13 protein-coding genes are annotated in these 16285 nt (G+C 63.0%); 9 read left to right on the top strand and 4 right to left on the bottom strand.

The annotated features are described in order from the left end of the window. Nucleotides 1-95 precede the first annotated feature (95 nt). The 6 genes from ACUTQY_RS12345 to ppnP all read left to right on the top strand — a co-directional run bounded on the left by ACUTQY_RS12345 (nt 96) and on the right by ppnP (nt 7855). A complete protein-coding gene (locus ACUTQY_RS12345; protein WP_046688343.1) occupies nt 96-2795 on the top strand; it encodes a TonB-dependent receptor in 2700 nt (899 codons plus the stop codon). Between the two features lie 78 nt (nt 2796-2873). Further along, nucleotides 2874-3440 carry a heme acquisition protein HasA gene (locus ACUTQY_RS12340; RefSeq protein ID WP_033642038.1) on the top strand — a complete coding sequence of 189 codons (567 nt, stop codon included), beginning with the start codon at nt 2874-2876 and terminating at the stop codon, nt 3438-3440. 72 nt (nt 3441-3512) lie between these two features. Further along, nucleotides 3513-5291, top strand: a complete 1779-nt coding sequence (locus ACUTQY_RS12335; protein WP_046688344.1) for a type I secretion system permease/ATPase — start codon at nt 3513-3515, stop codon at nt 5289-5291. Next, nucleotides 5288-6619 carry an HlyD family type I secretion periplasmic adaptor subunit gene (locus ACUTQY_RS12330; RefSeq protein WP_033642040.1) on the top strand — a complete coding sequence of 444 codons (1332 nt, stop codon included), beginning with the start codon at nt 5288-5290 and terminating at the stop codon, nt 6617-6619. The genes ACUTQY_RS12335 and ACUTQY_RS12330 overlap by 4 nt, the downstream gene beginning before the upstream one ends. A 2-nt stretch (nt 6620-6621) precedes the next feature. Further along, complete coding sequence (locus ACUTQY_RS12325) at nt 6622-7413, top strand: energy transducer TonB (RefSeq protein ID WP_046688345.1); 792 nt, start codon at nt 6622-6624, stop codon at nt 7411-7413. Between the two features lie 151 nt (nt 7414-7564). Beyond that, on the top strand, nt 7565-7855 hold the full coding sequence (gene ppnP, locus ACUTQY_RS12320) for a pyrimidine/purine nucleoside phosphorylase (protein ID WP_004940463.1): 291 nt from the start codon (nt 7565-7567) through the stop codon (nt 7853-7855). Nucleotides 7856-7920: 65 nt separating this feature from the next. Here the strand turns inward: ppnP and rdgC are convergent, their stop codons facing one another. Next, nucleotides 7921-8832, bottom strand: a complete 912-nt coding sequence (gene rdgC / locus ACUTQY_RS12315; RefSeq protein ID WP_004940461.1) for a recombination-associated protein RdgC — start codon at nt 8830-8832, stop codon at nt 7921-7923. Nucleotides 8833-9048: 216 nt separating this feature from the next. Between rdgC and mak the strand changes: the two genes are divergently transcribed. From mak to ACUTQY_RS12300, 3 genes are all read left to right on the top strand, one after another. Further along, nucleotides 9049-9963, top strand: coding sequence for a fructokinase (gene mak, locus ACUTQY_RS12310; protein ID WP_046688346.1), 915 nt, complete (start codon nt 9049-9051; stop codon nt 9961-9963). A gap of 102 nt (nt 9964-10065) precedes the next feature. After that, nucleotides 10066-10299, top strand: a complete 234-nt coding sequence (locus ACUTQY_RS12305) for a type II toxin-antitoxin system Phd/YefM family antitoxin (RefSeq protein WP_004940455.1) — start codon at nt 10066-10068, stop codon at nt 10297-10299. Next, nucleotides 10296-10682 (top strand): type II toxin-antitoxin system VapC family toxin, encoded by a 387-nt coding sequence (locus tag ACUTQY_RS12300; protein WP_033651066.1) that lies wholly within the window; start codon nt 10296-10298, stop codon nt 10680-10682. The genes ACUTQY_RS12305 and ACUTQY_RS12300 overlap by 4 nt, the downstream gene beginning before the upstream one ends. Here ACUTQY_RS12300 and licT read toward each other — a convergent pair. The 3 genes from licT to sbcD form a co-directional block, all read right to left on the bottom strand. Next, entirely contained in the window at nt 10679-11527 is an 849-nt protein-coding gene (gene licT, locus ACUTQY_RS12295; protein WP_033642044.1) for a BglG family transcription antiterminator LicT, read from the bottom strand. The genes ACUTQY_RS12300 and licT overlap by 4 nt on opposite strands. A 231-nt stretch (nt 11528-11758) precedes the next feature. Then, nucleotides 11759-15010: an exonuclease subunit SbcC gene (gene sbcC / locus ACUTQY_RS12290; protein ID WP_342188273.1), complete on the bottom strand. Its 3252-nt coding sequence runs from the start codon at nt 15008-15010 to the stop codon at nt 11759-11761. Further along, the gene (sbcD, locus tag ACUTQY_RS12285) at nt 15007-16239 is read right to left on the bottom strand and encodes an exonuclease subunit SbcD (protein ID WP_033651069.1); all 1233 of its coding nucleotides are present in this window, start codon (nt 16237-16239) and stop codon (nt 15007-15009) included. The genes sbcC and sbcD overlap by 4 nt, the downstream gene beginning before the upstream one ends. Nucleotides 16240-16285 lie beyond the last annotated feature (46 nt).

Raw genomic sequence — 16285 nt, 5'->3', positions numbered from 1 at the left:
TACGGGTTTTTGCCTCCCGGAACGTCCTTATGTTTAAACGAGATTGATTTCCATTATCACTTAGTTTGGCATTCTTTCGGGTGGAACACACACGCATGTTTATTCACAAGGGAACCACGCCGGCCGGCCGATTGGCCACGGCGGTACGCGCCGCGCTGGCGGCGATGATGCTGACTCAGCCGGCGGTAGCGCTCGCCGCCCAGGCTGATGCGAGCAGCGCGCAGGCCGCACAGCAAAAGAATTTCAACATTGCGGCGCAGCCGCTGCAGAGCGCCATGTTGCGCTTCGCCGAGCAGGCCGATATGCAGGTATTTTTCGACGAGGTGAAGCTCGACGGCATGCAGGCGGCGGCGCTGAACGGCAGCATGAGCGTTGAACAGGGCCTGCGGCGCTTGATTGGCAACAATCCGGTGGCTTTCCGCCTGCAGCCGCAGGGGCAGATCGTATTGAGCCGGTTGCCAGCGGCAAACGGCGACGGTGGCGCGCTGGCGCTGGACAGCCTGACGGTGCTGGGCGCCGGCGGCATCAACGCCAACGATTGGGTTTACGACGAACCGCGCTCGGTCAGCGTCATCAGCCGCGAACAGATGGACAACCGCCCGGCGCGGCACGCGGCCGATATTCTGGAGCAGACTACGGGGGCCTATTCCAGCGTCAGCCAGCAAGATCCGGCGCTGTCGGTCAACATCCGCGGCATACAAGACTATGGCCGGGTGAACATGAACATCGACGGCATGCGGCAGAATTTTCAAAAGAGCGGCCATGGCCAGCGTAATGGCACCATGTACATCGATTCCGAACTGCTGTCCGGCGTGACCATCGACAAGGGCACCACCGGCGGCATGGGCAGCGCCGGCACGCTCGGCGGCATCGCCACCTTCAATACCGTCAGCGCGAGCGATTTCCTGGCGCCGGGCAAAGAGCTGGGCGGCAAGCTGCACGCCAGCACCGGCGATAACGGCACCCACTTCATCGGCAGCAGCATACTGGCATTGGGCAACGAAACCGGCGATATCCTGCTGGCCGCCAGCGAACGCCACCTCGGCGACTATTGGCCCGGCAACAAGGGCGATATCGGTAACATTCGTATCAATAATGACACCGGCAATTACGATCGCTACGCCGAGAGCATCAAGAACAACAAAATCCCCGACACAAATTACCGCATGCACTCGCGGCTGGCCAAGGTGGGCTGGAATCTGCCCGCCAATCAGCGCCTGCAGCTGAGCTATCTGCAGACCCAGACTGCGTCGCCGATCGCCGGCACGCTGACCAACCTGGGCACTCGCCCACCCTATGAACTGGGCTGGAAGCGCACCGGTTACAGCGACGTGATGGCGCGCAACGCGGCGTTTGATTACAGCCTGGCGCCGGAAGGCGTCGACTGGCTCGATTTTCAGGCCAAGCTGTATTACGTCGATACTCAGGACGACAGCGACACCTACAGCACCAGCTCGCTGCTGGACAACGGCTACGCGACGCGTACCCGGCTGCGTACCTATGGCGCGCAGGCGCAAAACACCTCGCGCTTCAGCCTGGCGCCGGGGCATGACTTCCGCGCCAACTACGGGTTGGAGTTCTATTACGACAAGGCGACCAGCGACTCTTCTCGTCAGGGCATGGAAGGGGTGACGCCGGCCGGCAACCGTTCGGTCGCCAGCCTGTTCGCCAACCTGACCTACGACTACGACGGCTGGCTGACGTTGGAGGGCGGGCTGCGTTACGACCGCTATCGCCTGCGCGGCCAGACCGGCCTGAGCTATCCGGATTTGGCCAAGGATGGGCAACGCTACACGATTGACAATCCTTGCAAAGCGCTGCGTCTGACCGGCTGTTCAACCACCACCCGCGAAGATTGGGACGTGGATCGCGATCAGGGCAAGCTGTCGCCGACGCTGGCGGTGGCGGTGCGTCCCGGCGTGGAGTGGCTGGAGCTGTATTCCACCTACGGCAAATCCTGGCGGCCGCCGGCGATCACCGAAACGCTGACCAACGGCAGTGCGCACGGCTCCTCCACGCAATACCCCAACCCGTTTCTGCAGCCCGAGCGCTCGCGCGCCTGGGAAGTCGGGTTCAACGTGCAGCAGCCGGATCTGTGGTTTGAGGGCGATCGGCTGGTGGCCAAGGTGGCCTACTTCGACACCAAAGTGGATAACTACATCAACCTGGCGATAGACCGCAATAAACCGGGGCTGGTGCAGCCGAGCATCGGCAATGCCGCTTACGTCAACAACCTGTCGAAAACCCGCTTCCGCGGGCTGGAGTACCAGCTCAACTATGACGCCGGGGTGTTCTACGCCGATCTGACCTACACCCACATGATCGGCAAAAACGAGTTCTGCTCGAACAAAGCCTGGCTGGGAGGACGCCTGCGCTATGGCGACGGTTCGCGCCGCGGCAACTTCTATGTTGAACCGGATGCCGCGTCCAATGATGCCGTCACGTGCGACGGGGGCTCGCAGTTCGGCACTGCCGCCTATCTGCCGGGCGATCGCGGCTCGGTCACGCTGGGCGGCCGCGCTTTCGATCGCAAGCTGGACGCCGGGGTGACCGTGCGCTTCGCGCCGGGCTATCAGGACAGTTCGGTGCCGTCCAACTACCCGTACCTGGCCGACTGGCCGAAGTACACCCTGTTCGATCTGTATGCCAGCTACAAGCTGACCGACAGCCTGACGCTGCGCGGCTCGGTGGAGAACCTGACCAACCGCGCCTACGTCGTCAGCTACGGCGAGACGCTGGCCAACACGCTGGGGCGCGGCCGCACCGTGCAGGGCGGGGTGGAATACCGTTTTTAAGCAGTAAAAGGGCGTTGCTCATTCTTGAGCACAAGGGCGGCCTCGCAAGGGGCGCCATTCATCAATGGAGATAGAGAAATGGCATTTTCAGTCAACTATGACAGCAGCTTCGGCAGCTACAGCATCCATAACTATCTGAACGAGTGGGCGTCGTCATTTGGCGATATCAACCACACCAACGGTAACGTCACCGACTCCAACAGCGGCGGCTTCTATGGCGGCAGCCTGTCCGGCAGCCAATACGCCGTGACCAGCACCGCCAACAACGTTACCTCGTTCGTGGCGGGCGGCAACCTGACCTACACCTTGTTCAATGCCCCGGCGCACACCCTGTACGGCCAGCTGGATTCGCTGTCGTTCGGCGACGGCCTGAACGGCGGCGGCTCCACGCCGTACAACATCCAGGTGCCTGACGTCAGCTTCGGCGGCCTGAACCTCAGCAGCCTGCAGGCGCAGGGCCACGATGGCGTGGTGCACCAGGTGGTGTACGGCCTGATGTCCGGCGATACCGGCGCGCTGGAAACCGCGCTGAACGGCATCCTCGACGACTACGGCCTGAGCGTCAATTCCACCTTCGATCAGGTGGCGGCGGCGACGGCGGTGGGCGTGCAGCATGCCGACAGCCCGGAACTGCTGGCGGCCTGATCGCGGCCGTTTGCCCGCCGGCGCCGCGCGCCCCGGTGGGCATTTTCTCGTTTTTAGCCGATGGAAAACGCCATGAAAAACGCCGTCAGGCGCGGAGAAGTGATGAGCGTGCTGGCCGCATACCGGCGCGGATTTTGGGGCATCGCGCTGTTTACCGCGGTGATCAACCTGCTGATGCTGGCCCCGGCGCTGTACATGCTGCAGGTCTACGATCGCGTGTTGCCGTCGGGCAACCGCATGACGCTGGCGATGCTGACCCTGATGGTGGTCGGCCTTTACCTGTTTATGGGGCTGCTGGAGTGGGTCCGCAGTCAGGTGGTGATCCGCCTCGGCGCCCAGATGGATATGCGCCTGAATCAGCGGGTCTACGACGCCGCCTTCGAAACCAATCTGAAAACCGGCAACCCGCTGGCGGGACAGGCGCTGAACGATCTGACCAACCTGCGCCAGTTCGCCACCGGCAATGCGCTGTTTGCGTTCTTCGATGCGCCCTGGTTCCCGGTTTATCTGCTGGTGGTGTTTCTGCTCCACCCCTGGCTTGGCGCGTTGGCCAGCGCCGGGGTAATCGTGCTGGTGCTGCTGGCCTGGCTCAACCAGCGGGTGTCGCAGGCGCCGCTCGCGGAGGCCGGCCGGGTCGCGCTGAGCGCCACGCAGCAGGCCAACGGCAACCTGCGCAACGCCGAAGCCATTGCCGCCATGGGGATGCTGACCGACTTGCGTCTGCGTTGGCTGCGGCAGCATCAGCAGTTCCTGCTGTTGCAGAACCGCGCCAGCGAGAAAATCGCCGCCGTCACCGCCTGGTCGAAAACCGTGCGGCTGGCGCTGCAGTCGCTGATGTTGGGCTGCGGCGCGCTGCTGGCGGTCAACGGCGACATTACGCCGGGCATGATGATCGCCGGATCGATCCTGATCGGCAGGGTGCTGGGGCCGATCGATCAGCTGATCGGCGCCTGGAAGCAGTGGTCGTCGGCGCGCCAGTCCCTGCAGCGGCTGGAGGTGATGCTGGCCGCCAACCCGCCGCAGGCGGCGAGCCTGCCGCTGCCGGCCCCCAATGGCACCTTGACCGTGAATCAGCTGGCCGCCAGCGCGCCCGGCGGGAGCGCACCGGTATTGCACGGCGTCAGTTTTCGTCTGGAGGCCGGTGAGGTACTGGGCGTCATTGGCGCATCCGGCTCCGGCAAAACGCTGCTGATGCGCCAACTGGTCGGCGCGTTGACGCCGCTCAGCGGCGACGTGCGGCTGGACGGCGCGGATATCCGGCAGTGGGATAAACAGCAGCTGGGGCCGCATATCGGCTATTTGCCACAGGATATCCAGCTGTTCGCCGGTACCCTGACGGAAAACATCGCCCGCTTTGGCCAGGTTGACGCCGAGAAGGTGGTGACCGCCGCCGCGCTGGCCGGCGTGCACCAATTGATCCTGCATTTGCCCAAAGGGTATGAAACTGAGCTGGGTGAGGGCGGCAGCGGCCTGTCCGGCGGCCAGCGTCAGCGCGTGGCGCTGGCGCGCGCGCTGTACGGTTCTCCGGCGTTGGTAGTGCTGGATGAACCGAATGCCAACCTCGATCGTGAAGGGGAAGAGGCGCTGCAGCGGGCGATCGAAGCGTTGAAGGCGCGCGGCACCACCATCGTGTTAGTGACTCACAAACCGGCGATCCTGGCGACCACCGACAAATTGCTGGTGCTGGCCGCTGGCCAGGTGCAGCACTTCGGCCCCAGTGACGCCATCCTGAAAAAGTTGCCTGGTTTTGCGCCCGCTGCCGTACCGGCCAACGTCGGCCGCAGCAGCGGTGGCTTCAACGTCAACTACGCCAACTTTGCCAAAACGGCCAGCGGTGAACGAAAAGTATGAGCAATCAGAGTGTGATCCCCGGCGATATCGACGCCCTTTCCCGGCAGTTCGACGAAGGGCGCCATCTGCGGCTCGGCGGCTGGCTGGTGCTGTTGGGGTTTGGCGGTTTCCTGCTGTGGGGGCTGTTGGCGCCGCTGGACAAAGGCGTACCGGTCTCCGGCAGCGTGGTGGTGGCCGGTAACCGCAAGGCGGTACAGCACCCGAGCGGCGGCGTGGTGTCGCAAATTCAGGTGCATGAAGGCGACCGGGTTCACGCCGGGCAGGTGCTGCTGCTGATGGATACCGTCGACAGCCGCACCCAGCGCGATGCGCTGCGCAGCCAGCAGTTGAGCAACGCCGCGCAGCGGGCGCGGCTGCAGGCTGAGCGCGACGGCCTGCAGGCGATCGCTTTCCCGGCATTGCTGCAAGCGCGGCGGGAGGAGCCGGAGGTGATGTCGTTGATGCTGTTGCAACAGCAGCTGTTCACCAGCCGCCGTGCGGCGTTGCAGAGCGAGCTGGCGGCGATCGCGGAGAGCATCGCCGGATCGCAGGCGATGCTGGAGGGGATCCGGCAGTCTTACGCCAGCAAACAGCGGCAAAAGGCCATGTTGCAGGAGCAGCTGGGCGGCATGCGCAAGCTGGCGGCGCAGGGGTATGTGGCGCGCAACCGGCTGTTGGATCTGGAAGGACAGTATGCGCAGATTGACGGCCAGGCATCCGAGGATACCGGCAATATCGGCCGCCTGGGGCGCCAGATCCTGGAGCTGAAGCTGCGGGCGATCCAGCGGCGGGAAGAGTATCAGAAAGAGGTCAGCAGCCAGCTGGCCGAGGTGCGGATGAAGCTGGACGAACTGGATAACCGCCTGGCCAAGGCGGAGGCCGATCTGGGCCATACGCAGGTGAAAGCGCCGGTGGCGGGCACCGTGGTGGGGCTGAGCGTGTTCACCGAAGGCGGCGTGATCGGCGCCGGTCAGCAGCTGATGGAGATCGTGCCCAGCGATCGGGGGCTGCAGGTGGAGGCGCGTATCCCGGTCGAGCTGATCGACAAGGTGCAGGTGGGATTGCCGGTCGAGCTGTTGTTCTCGGCGTTTAACCAAAGCACCACGCCGCGCGTCGAGGGCGAGGTGACGCTGGTCGGGGCCGATCGCCTGACCGACGAGAAAAGCGGCGCGCCCTATTACAGCGTGCGCGCCAAGGTCAGCGAAGCGGGGCTGCAACGCCTGAACGGGTTGGAGATCCGCCCGGGGATGCCGGTCGAAGGCTTCATCCGCACCGGCGAGCGTTCGATGATGAACTACCTGTTCAAACCGCTGACCGATCGCCTTCATCTGGCGCTGACGGAAGAGTGAGCATGTCGGTTTCGTCGCTGCCTTTCGCCGCACCCGGTGCCGCCATGCCCTGGCGCCGCTGCCTGGTGCTGGTGCTGACGCTGCATCTGCTGGCCGCGGCGCTGCTCTGGCCCTGGCGAGACAAGGCCGCGCCGCCGTGGGTGCCACCGCCGGCGGTCATGGTGCTGATGGCCGCCGCACCGCAGGCCCCGGCCGAGGTAAAACAACCGCCGGGACAAAGGACGCCGCCGCCTCAGGTTGAACCGCCGGCACCGCCGGAACCCTTGCCGACGGTGAAGGTGCCTGAAGCCGTACGGCCGAACATCGCCGTACCGCCGAAGCAGAAAAAACCGCCCAAGCCGGTGAAGAAAAAAAACCTGTCGCGCACGCCGCCGCAGGAGAAAACGATCGCGCCGCCGAAGGTTCAGGAGCAAAGCGCCGGCGCGCCGCCGCCGGGCCGGGCGGATAAAACGGCCGCGCCGCAAACCCGCCTGATGCCCTATGCGCAGACAGGAGAGGATAGCTGGCGCAGCCGCATCAACAGCCGCCTTAATCGCTTTAAGCGTTACCCCAAAGACGCATTGCGGCTGAAGCGCCAGGGCGTCGGGCAGGTGCGTTTTACGTTGGACAGGCAGGGCCATGTGCTGGCGGTAACGCTGGTCAGCAGCGCCGGGCTGCCGTCGCTGGATCGTGAAATCCAGGCGCTGGTCAAGCGCGCTTCGCCGCTGCCGACGCCGCCGGCGGACGCTTACGTCAACGGCACGGTGGAGTTGACGTTGCCGATCGATTTCAGTTTACGCGGCGTGGGTTTTTGACGCGGTGGTTTCATGCCGACGCCTGGGCGTTGTGCACGGTAACCTTTGCCTCTGCGCCGCGATCGCATTTCGCGTGAAAAACCAGTGACAGATCAACCGCAATCCCCCAATATGGATTTTCCATACAAGATGATGACGCGGGTGCCAGTCTATGCTGAAAGTGAATGAGTATTTTGCCGGAAAAGTGAAGTCTATCGGTTTTGACAGTAGCAGCATCGGTCTTACCAGCGTGGGTGTGATGGAAGAGGGCGAATACACCTTCTCCACCGCGCAGCCGGAAGAAATGACGGTGATCACCGGGGCGCTGAAAGTGCTGCTGCCGGGCGCGCCGGACTGGCAGGTGTTTACGCCGGGCGAGAAATTCTTCGTGCCGGGGCACAGCGAGTTCAACCTGCAGGTGGCCGACGCGACCGCCTATCTGTGCCGCTACCTGAGCAAATAAAGGTTGCTCGTTAGGGGAACGCAGGGCTCAGCGAACGCTGGGCCCTGGTCGTTTCTGAGGCGGGATTAACGCTGGGCTTCGCCGCCGAGCGCTTCGATGGTGTTTTTGATCAACGCCGCCAGCTCGCTGGTCATCAGGATAAAGTCGGCGTCAAAGCGCTGGGCGAAGTCGTCGCGATCGATGTCGTCGTTCTGCTCGCGCAGCGTGTCGGCAAACTTCAGACGTTTTAATGAACCGTCGTCCGACAGCATCAGCTGAATGCGCTCCTGCCAATCCACCGCCAGCTTGGTCACCAGTTTGCCGGCTTCGATGTGCACCGCGATTTCGTCGCTGATCAGATTCTGTTTTTTGCAGCGGATCACGCCGCCTTCTTCCAGAATCGCTTTCAATTCCGCTTCATCCTGAATGGCGAAGCCGGCCGGCATCTCGCCGGAACGCACCCATTCGGTCAGCGTCAGTTCGATCGGGCTTTCCATCGTCAGCGGCACCACCGGCAGCGAACCGAGGCTTTTGCGCAGCAGCGCCAGCGTATCTTCGGCGCGTTTGGCGCTGGCGGCATCGACCATGATCAGATCGTTGACGGTGTCGATCCACATGAAGGTCTGGTTGAAGCGGCTGAATGCGCGCGGCAGCAGGCTGTGCAGCACTTCGTCCTTCAGCGCGTCTTTCTCGGTCTTCTTCAGTTTGCGGTGTTGTTCCGCCTCCAGGCGCTCAATCTTGGCCTGCAGCTCTTGCTTGATGACCGGCGACGGCAGGATTTTCTCTTCTTTGCGCGCGCAGATGACGATCTGACCGTTGACCGCGTGCGTCAGCGCATCGCTGTGCGAGCCCATCGGGGAGACCCAGCCGGTCTTCGCCATGTCCTGGCTGCCGCACGGCGTGAAGGCGAACGCGCTGAGTTGTTTTTCCATTTCATCCGCGTTTAGCGCCACTTCGCGGCTCAAACGGTAAACCATCAAATTCTTAAACCACAGCATAATGTTATCCCAGGCTGGGCGTGCGTTCGGCACGCTGATTCGTCAAAAGCAGGGCGGCATGATAACGAATTGACGCTGAAAAATCGCCCCATTCTCTCTGAATTGCGTCGCTTTACGCAGCGAGAAAGGACGGGACGGAGGGTGGGAAACAGGTGATTCATTCGCGCGCTTACATTAGGCTGTGGCAACGCTGCGCGGCATCGAGGAGAAAAATACGTGCGCATTGGCATCGATTTGGGTGGAACGAAAATTGAAGTGATTGCGTTGGCGGACGACGGGCGGGAGCTGTTTCGCCATCGTATCGCCACGCCGCGCCATGACTACCGGCAAACTCTGGCGGCGATCGCCGGGCTGGTGAAACTGGCCGAGGATCATACCGGCGAACGGGGATCGGTCGGGATCGGCATTCCCGGCACGCTGTCGCCGTTTACCGGGCGGGTGAAAAACGCCAACTCGGTGTGGCTCAACGGCCAACCGCTGGACGAGGATCTGTCTGCGCTGCTGACGCGAGAGGTGCGCATCGCCAACGATGCCAACTGTCTGGCGGTGTCGGAAGCCACCGATGGCGCCGGCGCCGGCGCGAAAACCGTGTTTGCGGTTATCATCGGCACCGGCTGCGGCGCCGGCGTGGCGCTGAACGGCCAGGCGCATGCCGGCGGCAACGGCATCGCCGGTGAATGGGGGCACAATCCGCTGCCGTGGCAGGATGACGATGAGCTGCGTTACGCCCGCGAAGTGCCGTGTTACTGCGGCAAGCCGGGTTGCATCGAAACCTTTGTTTCCGGCACCGGTTTCGCCACCGACTATGCGCGCCTGAGCGGCAATGCGCTGCAAGGGCATGAGATCATGGCGCTGAGCGAGCGGGGCGATGCGTTGGCGGAGCAGGCGATTGGCCGCTACGAAATGCGGCTGGCGAAATCGCTGGCGCACGTGATCAACATGCTGGATCCGGATGTGGTGGTGCTCGGCGGCGGTATGAGCAACGTGGATCGTCTGTATCGCACGGTGCCGCAACTGGTGAAAGGCTGGGTGTTCGGCGGCGAGTGTGAAACGCCGATCCGCAAGGCCGTTCACGGCGACTCCAGCGGCGTGCGCGGTGCGGCCTGGCTGTGGCCGCAACAGCAGCGCTAAGCGTTGCAACAAAGCGCGAGGCTGCTCGCGCTTTAAACCCTTCACTGTACAAAAACTGGACGGCGCTTTATGCTTTAGCTAACTTAGCTAAGGAGGACGCGTATGCCGATTCAGGCCAATATGCACGAAGCCAAATCCAATCTGAGCCAGTTGGCGGACAGAGCCGCGGAGGGAGAAACCGTGATTATTGCAAAAGCAGGGAAGCCGTACGTACAGCTGGTCGCCATCAAGGGGGAAGCGCGCCGCCCTGGCGCCGCCAAGGGCAGGTTCACCGTGCCGGCGGATTTCAACGCCGGGGATGCGGCCATTGCGGCGTTGTTTGAGGGCGATGAATGAAGCGCCTGTTGCTGGATACCCACGCGTTGCTGTGGTGGCTGATCGACGACGCCTGCCTGGGCGTGAACGCCAAAAGGCAGATCGCCGATCCGGGCAATGCGGTGTACGTCAGCGCGGCCAGCATTTGGGAGATCTCGATCAAGCAGGCGCTGGGCAAACTGGCGCTGCCGGAAGACATCTTTGCGATCATCGAGGCCGAGGATTTTCTGTCTTTGCCGATGGACGCCTTTCACTGCCAACAGGCCGGGCAGCTGCCGCCCCATCATCAAGATCCTTTCGATCGCATGCTGATCGCACAGGCGCAGGCCGAGGGGCTGACGCTGATCTCCGCCGACGCGGTGTTTCCGCAGTACGGCGTGCGGGTGGCGGACGCCCGCCGTTAAGCCGGCTTTTCCTCGCTTTCGCTGCGCACCCGTTCGATATGAATGGTCAGAAACATCATCTCTTCCGTGGTGAGCTGATGCTGATAGTGCTTTTCGATGTGGCGGTTGATCTTACCGGCGCAGGCGAATGACTCGGGGTACTTCTCTTTCACCACCTGATACAGCGAATCGTCGTCGCTGTCGACGTAGTTTTTCCCCAGCAGCCGTTGGGCGAAAAATTTCAAGTGGGTGACGAACCGGTGGTAGCTCAGGGATTCCTCGTTGTAATCAAAGCGGAAATGGTACTTGACCAGGTTGAGGATCTCTTGCATCACGCGGGTAATGTGCAGCGTGTTGTGCATCTCGTCGTTAAGCTGAGCGTTGACCAGGTGCAGGGCGATAAATCCGGCTTCGTCCTCCGGCAACACGGTATCCAGCCGCTGTGCGATCAGGGCCAGCGCCTCCAGCCCGACGGCGAATTCGGCCGGATAGAGTTTTTTAATCTCCCACAGCAGCGCATTCTTGATATCCAGCCCTTGCGCATGGCGCTGCAGGGCGAAGTGGATGTGATCGGTCAGCGTGATGTAGACGATGTTATGCAGCTTGCCCGGCAGGCGTTCGCGGGCGAGGGTGATGATTCTGTCGGCGGTGGTGACGCAGGCCAATGGGATCTCGGCGAGCAGCTCTTTATAGCGCTCGGCGATTTCTCCGCCGTTATGGGTGAAGACCTTTTCGATCAGGCTTTCGTCCAGCGTATCGCCGGGCTTCTTTTTAAAGCCGATTCCTTTTCCCATCACCACCGTCTCTGCCTGACGGTCGTCCAGCGTAATCACCACGTTATTATTGAGTATTTTAGCGATTTTCATGGTTTTTCCCGGTGTTTCAGCATCCTGAAAACGAAAAAACCTGACGCCCGGAAGCGATCCCGGGCGTCAGGTTTTGCCTGTATTTTATCTTTCTGCCCTGCGGCCTGAGCGGCGGAGGGGATACAGTAACAATCCTGTTATGCTGGCATAATAACCCGTGCCCGCCGCGGCTCAACGCTTTTCACCGCGGAGTGCCGCCGCGGTCACACTTCTGCGCCGCGAGCCGCGGGATCATTCCAGCCTGAAGTGCGCTTCCAGCCGGCTGACGCCGAGCCCGTTGACCTTTTTCACCTTGATTTGCACCGGAATACGCTCTTTCATCGCCTCGACGTGGCTGATCACGCCAATGGTTTTACCGGAAGCATTCAGGCTGTCCAGCGCGTCCAGCGCGGTATCGAGGGTTTCGGCGTCCAGCGTGCCGAAGCCTTCGTCGAGGAACAGCGAGTCGATGCTGGTTTTGTGGCTAACCAGATCGGACAACGCCAGCGCCAGCGCCAGGCTGACCAGGAAGCTCTCGCCGCCGGACAGGGTGCGGGTATCGCGCAGCGCATCGGCCTGCCAGGTGTCCACCACCTGCAGCTCCAGCGCGTCGCTGGTTTTGCGCTGCAGCAGGTAGCGCCCGTGCAGCCGGCCGAGCTGCCGGTTGGCCAGATAGACCAGATGATCGAGCGTCAGCCCCTGAGCGAAACGGCGGAACTTGTCGCCTTCTTTCGAGCCGATCAGCTGGTTGAGGTAGCTCCAGTCGTCGTAGTCTTGCTGGCTGCGGGCGATTTGCTCGAACAGCGCCTGTTGATTGAGACGACGGGCGGCGTCGCTTTCCAGCTGGTTGCGCAGTTCGCCCTGGCTCAGCTGCAGCGCCTTCAACTGCTGTGCCAGCTCGGCCAGCGATTGGGTGAGCGCGTCGAGATCCGCGTTGGCTTCATCCACCCATTCAGGGAGGTTCAGCCGATGCTGCTCCAGCGTTTGCGTCGCCTGAGTCAGCAGGGCCGCAGCCTCTACCTGCCGCTGTTGCAGTTGCTCTTTGCGCTGCTGCAATTCGCGGCGCAGGGCGTCGTCCAGCAGCGCGGCGGCGAAGGCGGTTTCATCGGCGAATTCGCTGTCGGCCAGCGCCTGCTGCCATTGCTGCTGCGCCTGCTGCAGCCGTTCCTGCATTTGGGTGTGCTGTTGTTGTAACCCGGCCTGTTGGCCGGCCAGGCGTTCGCGCAGCTCCTGCGCCTTTTGCCACCGCTCGGCGGCCTGCAAGCAAGCCTGTTCACAGGCGGTTTGTTTGGCGCGCAGCTGTTCCCGCACCTCGGCGACCCGCTGTTCGCCGAACAGCGCCAACCGCTGCGTACGCCGCTCGGCGAGGGTTTTCTCGCCTTCTTGCCAGCGTTGTTGCAGCTCTTGCTGCTGTTGCAGGCTGTCGGCATGGGTTTTCTGCAGCAGCGTAAAGCGCTCTTCGAGCAGCGCCAGCTGTTGCTGCGCCTGCTGCTGCTGCGTTTGCAGAGCGGCGAGCGCGTCTTTTGCCTGCTGTACCGCCTGCGCCGCCTGTTCATGCTGCTGCAGCGCGTGTTGCCCGCACCGCTCTTCGTCGTCGCAGCCGCTCAGCCAGGCGCTGAGTCGCTCGCTCTCCGCCAGCGTAAAGTCGAACGCCAGCGGTGCGCTGAGCTGCTGCCACTGCTGCTGTTGGGCAGCCAGCTGCTGTTCATCCTGCGCGATAGCCTGCTGCTGGCGTTGCTGCTGCTCTCGCAGGCCTTCACAGCGGGTGCGCAACTCGGTGCCCTGGGTTTGCAGTTTCTCGGCGAGGGTGCGCATCTCAACCAAGCGTTGTTCCGTCGCCGAAGGCTGCACTGCCTGATATTGCTCGACCGCCGGATGGCTGGTGGAGCCGCACAGCGGGCAGGGGGCGCCGCTCTGCAACAGGGCGCGCTCCGCTTCCAGACTGACGATGCGTTTTTCCAGCTCGTGGATCCGCTCCACTTCCTGCAGCTGCGCCTTGTGCTGTTTGAATTGCTGACGCGCGTTCTCCAGCTGGTGTTGCAGCCCGGCGAGCTGCGTTTGCCGCTCGGCGTGCTCCGCCTGTTGCCGGGCCAGACGCTCGCGGGTCTGACGGTAAAGGGAAGCGAGCGTAAATAACTGCTGGCGCGTCGGGCGCAGGTCTGCCAGGGTGCTCAGGCGCTGGCGCAGCGGGGCCAGCGGCGTTTGCGCCTCCAACGCCTGCTGCTGTTGCTGTTGAGCGGCCAGCGCTTCGCTCAGCGCATTCAACTGCTGCTGATGCTGTGCGGCCTGCGTCGTCAGCAAACTGCGCTGAGCGGTGAGCTGCTCCAGCGTCGTTTGCTGCTGGGCGCACTGCTGCGCGGCGGCATCGACGGCCTGTCGCCGTTCGGCCTGTGTCGACTGCAGTTGGGCTATTTGGTGGTCAAGCGGAGCGACTTGCTCATCGATCAGCTGTTGCTGCTGCCGCATATGCTCGGCATGGGTTTGCTGCGCCAGGCGGGCTTTTTCCACCGCCTGCTGCAGCGGTGCCAGCTGCGCCGAGTGCTGTTCCTGTTGCTGCGTCAGCTGGGCAGCCTGCTGTTGTATCGTTTGTAGCTCGGTGCGGCAGCGATCGCGTTCGCCGCGCAGCGGCCGCAATTTCTCGGCCGGTTCGCTGAGCGCCAGCCGCTGCAACTGCGGGGCGGCCTCGGCCTGCTCGCGCTGGGCGGTTTCCAGCCGCCGTTGACCCTCGTTTTGCTGTTGCCGGAGGCGTTGCCATTGCTGCAGCCAGCTCAGCGCCTGTTGCTGTTGCTGAGTTTGCTCGCCGAGAGCACTTTCCTGCGCGCTCAGCGCCGTCAGCTGTTCAGTCAGGGAGTGGCGCTGTTCATCATTCAGCAACTCGATGCCGCTGGCGCGCTGGTGCAACGCATCCAGGTCGGTTTTGGCCTGCTTGTGCGACTCGAACACCTGTTCGGACAACCGCCCGTAGATTTCGGTGCCGGTCAGCTCTTCCAGCAGCTCGGCGCGATCGTTGGCGTCGGCGTTGAGGAACGCGGCAAACTGCCCTTGAGACAGCATCATCGATTTGGTGAAGCGGCCGAAGTCCAGCCCGGTGATGGCGGCGGTGATCTCCAGCTTGTCGCGTACCTTATCCGCCAGGATCTTGCCGTCCTCGCGGCGCGCCAGTTCGACCTTCGGCGCCTGCAGATTGCCGTCCGGCGCATTTTTGGCGCGGCGCTGGCTCCAAAAGGCGCGATAGCCGATGCCCTTGACCTCGAATTCGACCTCCGCCAGCGACTCGGCGGTGTGGCGGGTCATCAGCTCATTCTGGCTCGGCGTGACGTTGAGGCGCGGCGTTTGGTGATACAGCGCCAGGCAAATGGCGTCCAGCAGGGTGGTTTTGCCCGCGCCGGTCGGGCCGGTAATGGCGAACAGGCCGTTGCTGGCGAAAGGCTCGGCGGTGAAGTCAATTTTCCATTCGCCCTGCAGCGAGTTGAGGTTTTTTAACCGCAGGCTGAGGATCTTCATGAATTCGTCTCCTCGGCGTTATGCTGCACCGCCTCGACCACCTGGCGGAACATCTGGCGCATCCGCTGTTGACGCGTTTCGGGCATCTCAGCCTCCTGCGCCAGGCGCCGTTCGAACACTTCGTTGACGCTCAGCTCGTTCAGCGTTTCCTTATCCTGCTGCGCAATCGCCTGGCGGCGCTGCTCTTTGCTGCGCCGTAGCAGCACCACTTCCACTGGCAGCTCATCCGCCAGCAGCTGGATGCGGCGCTGGATGTCGCTGAGGTAGTCCTGCGTCGCCACTTCGATATCCAGCCACACCGGCCGCTCGCCGGCATAGTCGGCAAATTGCCGCAGCTGCCGTTCGATCTCGGCCAGATCGCCTTTGATCAGCTGCATGGGCTGGAACTGCGGGATCGTTAACGCGTCAACCCGCTGCAGGGTGCCGTCGGCGAAATCCACCAGGAAGACGCTTTTGGCTTTGCCCAGCTCATCGAAGCTGAGCGGGATCGGCGAGCCGCTATAGCGAATATGCTCCGATTTGGCGACGTTCTGCGCGCGGTGAATGTGGCCCAGCGCGATATAGTCGGCGGGCGGGAAAGCCTGCGCCGGGAAGGCGTCGAGGGTGCCGATATAGATGTCGCGCACCGAGTCGGAGGTGGTGACGCCGACGGTGGTCAGGTGGCCGGTGGCGACGATCGGCAGCGGCAAGCCCAGCTGGTCGCGGCGCTCGCAGGCCGCCTGATACAGCGTCTGATAATGTTCGGCGATGGCTTCCTGCAGCGCCTGCTGTTTCTGTGCGCCGGATTCGCCGGCGCGGCTGGTGAGCAGATCGCGCGGCCGCAGGAACGGAATGGCGCACAGCACCGCGCCCGGCTGGCCGTCGCGCCGGTTCAGCACCACGATTTGCTGTTCCGGAGCGCCCTGCGCGCTGGCGATCACCGTGGTGTTCAGGCAGGAGAGTAGCTCCCGCGATTCGTTCAGCGTCGCCACCGAGTCATGGTTGCCGCCCAGCACCACCAGCTGGCAGCCGGTGCGCTGCAGTTCCACCACGAAGCGGTTGTACAGTTCGCGGGCATAGCTGGGCGGTGAGCCGGTATCGAACAGATCCCCGGCGACGATCAGCGCATCCACCTGCTGCTGCTCGATCTGCTCGATCAGCCAGTTCAGAAAAGCCTGGTGCTCGGCGGCGCGGCTTTTGGTGAAAAAGTACTGGCCAAGATGCCAGTCAGAGGTGTGGATCAGGCGCATGACACTCCCGGATGCAAAGATAATGGCGATGATTATAAAGGCCGCG

It is taken from the genome of Serratia sp. TSA_130.1, from assembly GCF_052691795.1.
Note: the sequence above shows the minus strand (reverse complement) of the source record. Positions and strands in the feature narration are given on the sequence as shown.

What these genes read in the sequence shown, in the direction of transcription:
- licT (WP_033642044.1), bottom strand. Translation starts at nt 11,527, where the DNA reads ATGAAAATCGCTAAAATACTCAATAATAACGTGGTGATTACGCTGGAC.
- ACUTQY_RS12305 (WP_004940455.1), top strand. Translation starts at nt 10,066, where the DNA reads ATGCCGATTCAGGCCAATATGCACGAAGCCAAATCCAATCTGAGCCAG.
- ACUTQY_RS12335 (WP_046688344.1), top strand. Translation starts at nt 3,513, where the DNA reads ATGAAAAACGCCGTCAGGCGCGGAGAAGTGATGAGCGTGCTGGCCGCA.
- rdgC (WP_004940461.1), bottom strand. Translation starts at nt 8,832, where the DNA reads ATGCTGTGGTTTAAGAATTTGATGGTTTACCGTTTGAGCCGCGAAGTG.
- sbcD (WP_033651069.1), bottom strand. Translation starts at nt 16,239, where the DNA reads ATGCGCCTGATCCACACCTCTGACTGGCATCTTGGCCAGTACTTTTTC.
- ACUTQY_RS12330 (WP_033642040.1), top strand. Translation starts at nt 5,288, where the DNA reads ATGAGCAATCAGAGTGTGATCCCCGGCGATATCGACGCCCTTTCCCGG.
- ACUTQY_RS12340 (WP_033642038.1), top strand. Translation starts at nt 2,874, where the DNA reads ATGGCATTTTCAGTCAACTATGACAGCAGCTTCGGCAGCTACAGCATC.
- ACUTQY_RS12345 (WP_046688343.1), top strand. Translation starts at nt 96, where the DNA reads ATGTTTATTCACAAGGGAACCACGCCGGCCGGCCGATTGGCCACGGCG.
- ppnP (WP_004940463.1), top strand. Translation starts at nt 7,565, where the DNA reads ATGCTGAAAGTGAATGAGTATTTTGCCGGAAAAGTGAAGTCTATCGGT.
- ACUTQY_RS12300 (WP_033651066.1), top strand. Translation starts at nt 10,296, where the DNA reads ATGAAGCGCCTGTTGCTGGATACCCACGCGTTGCTGTGGTGGCTGATC.
- sbcC (WP_342188273.1), bottom strand. Translation starts at nt 15,010, where the DNA reads ATGAAGATCCTCAGCCTGCGGTTAAAAAACCTCAACTCGCTGCAGGGC.
- ACUTQY_RS12325 (WP_046688345.1), top strand. Translation starts at nt 6,622, where the DNA reads ATGTCGGTTTCGTCGCTGCCTTTCGCCGCACCCGGTGCCGCCATGCCC.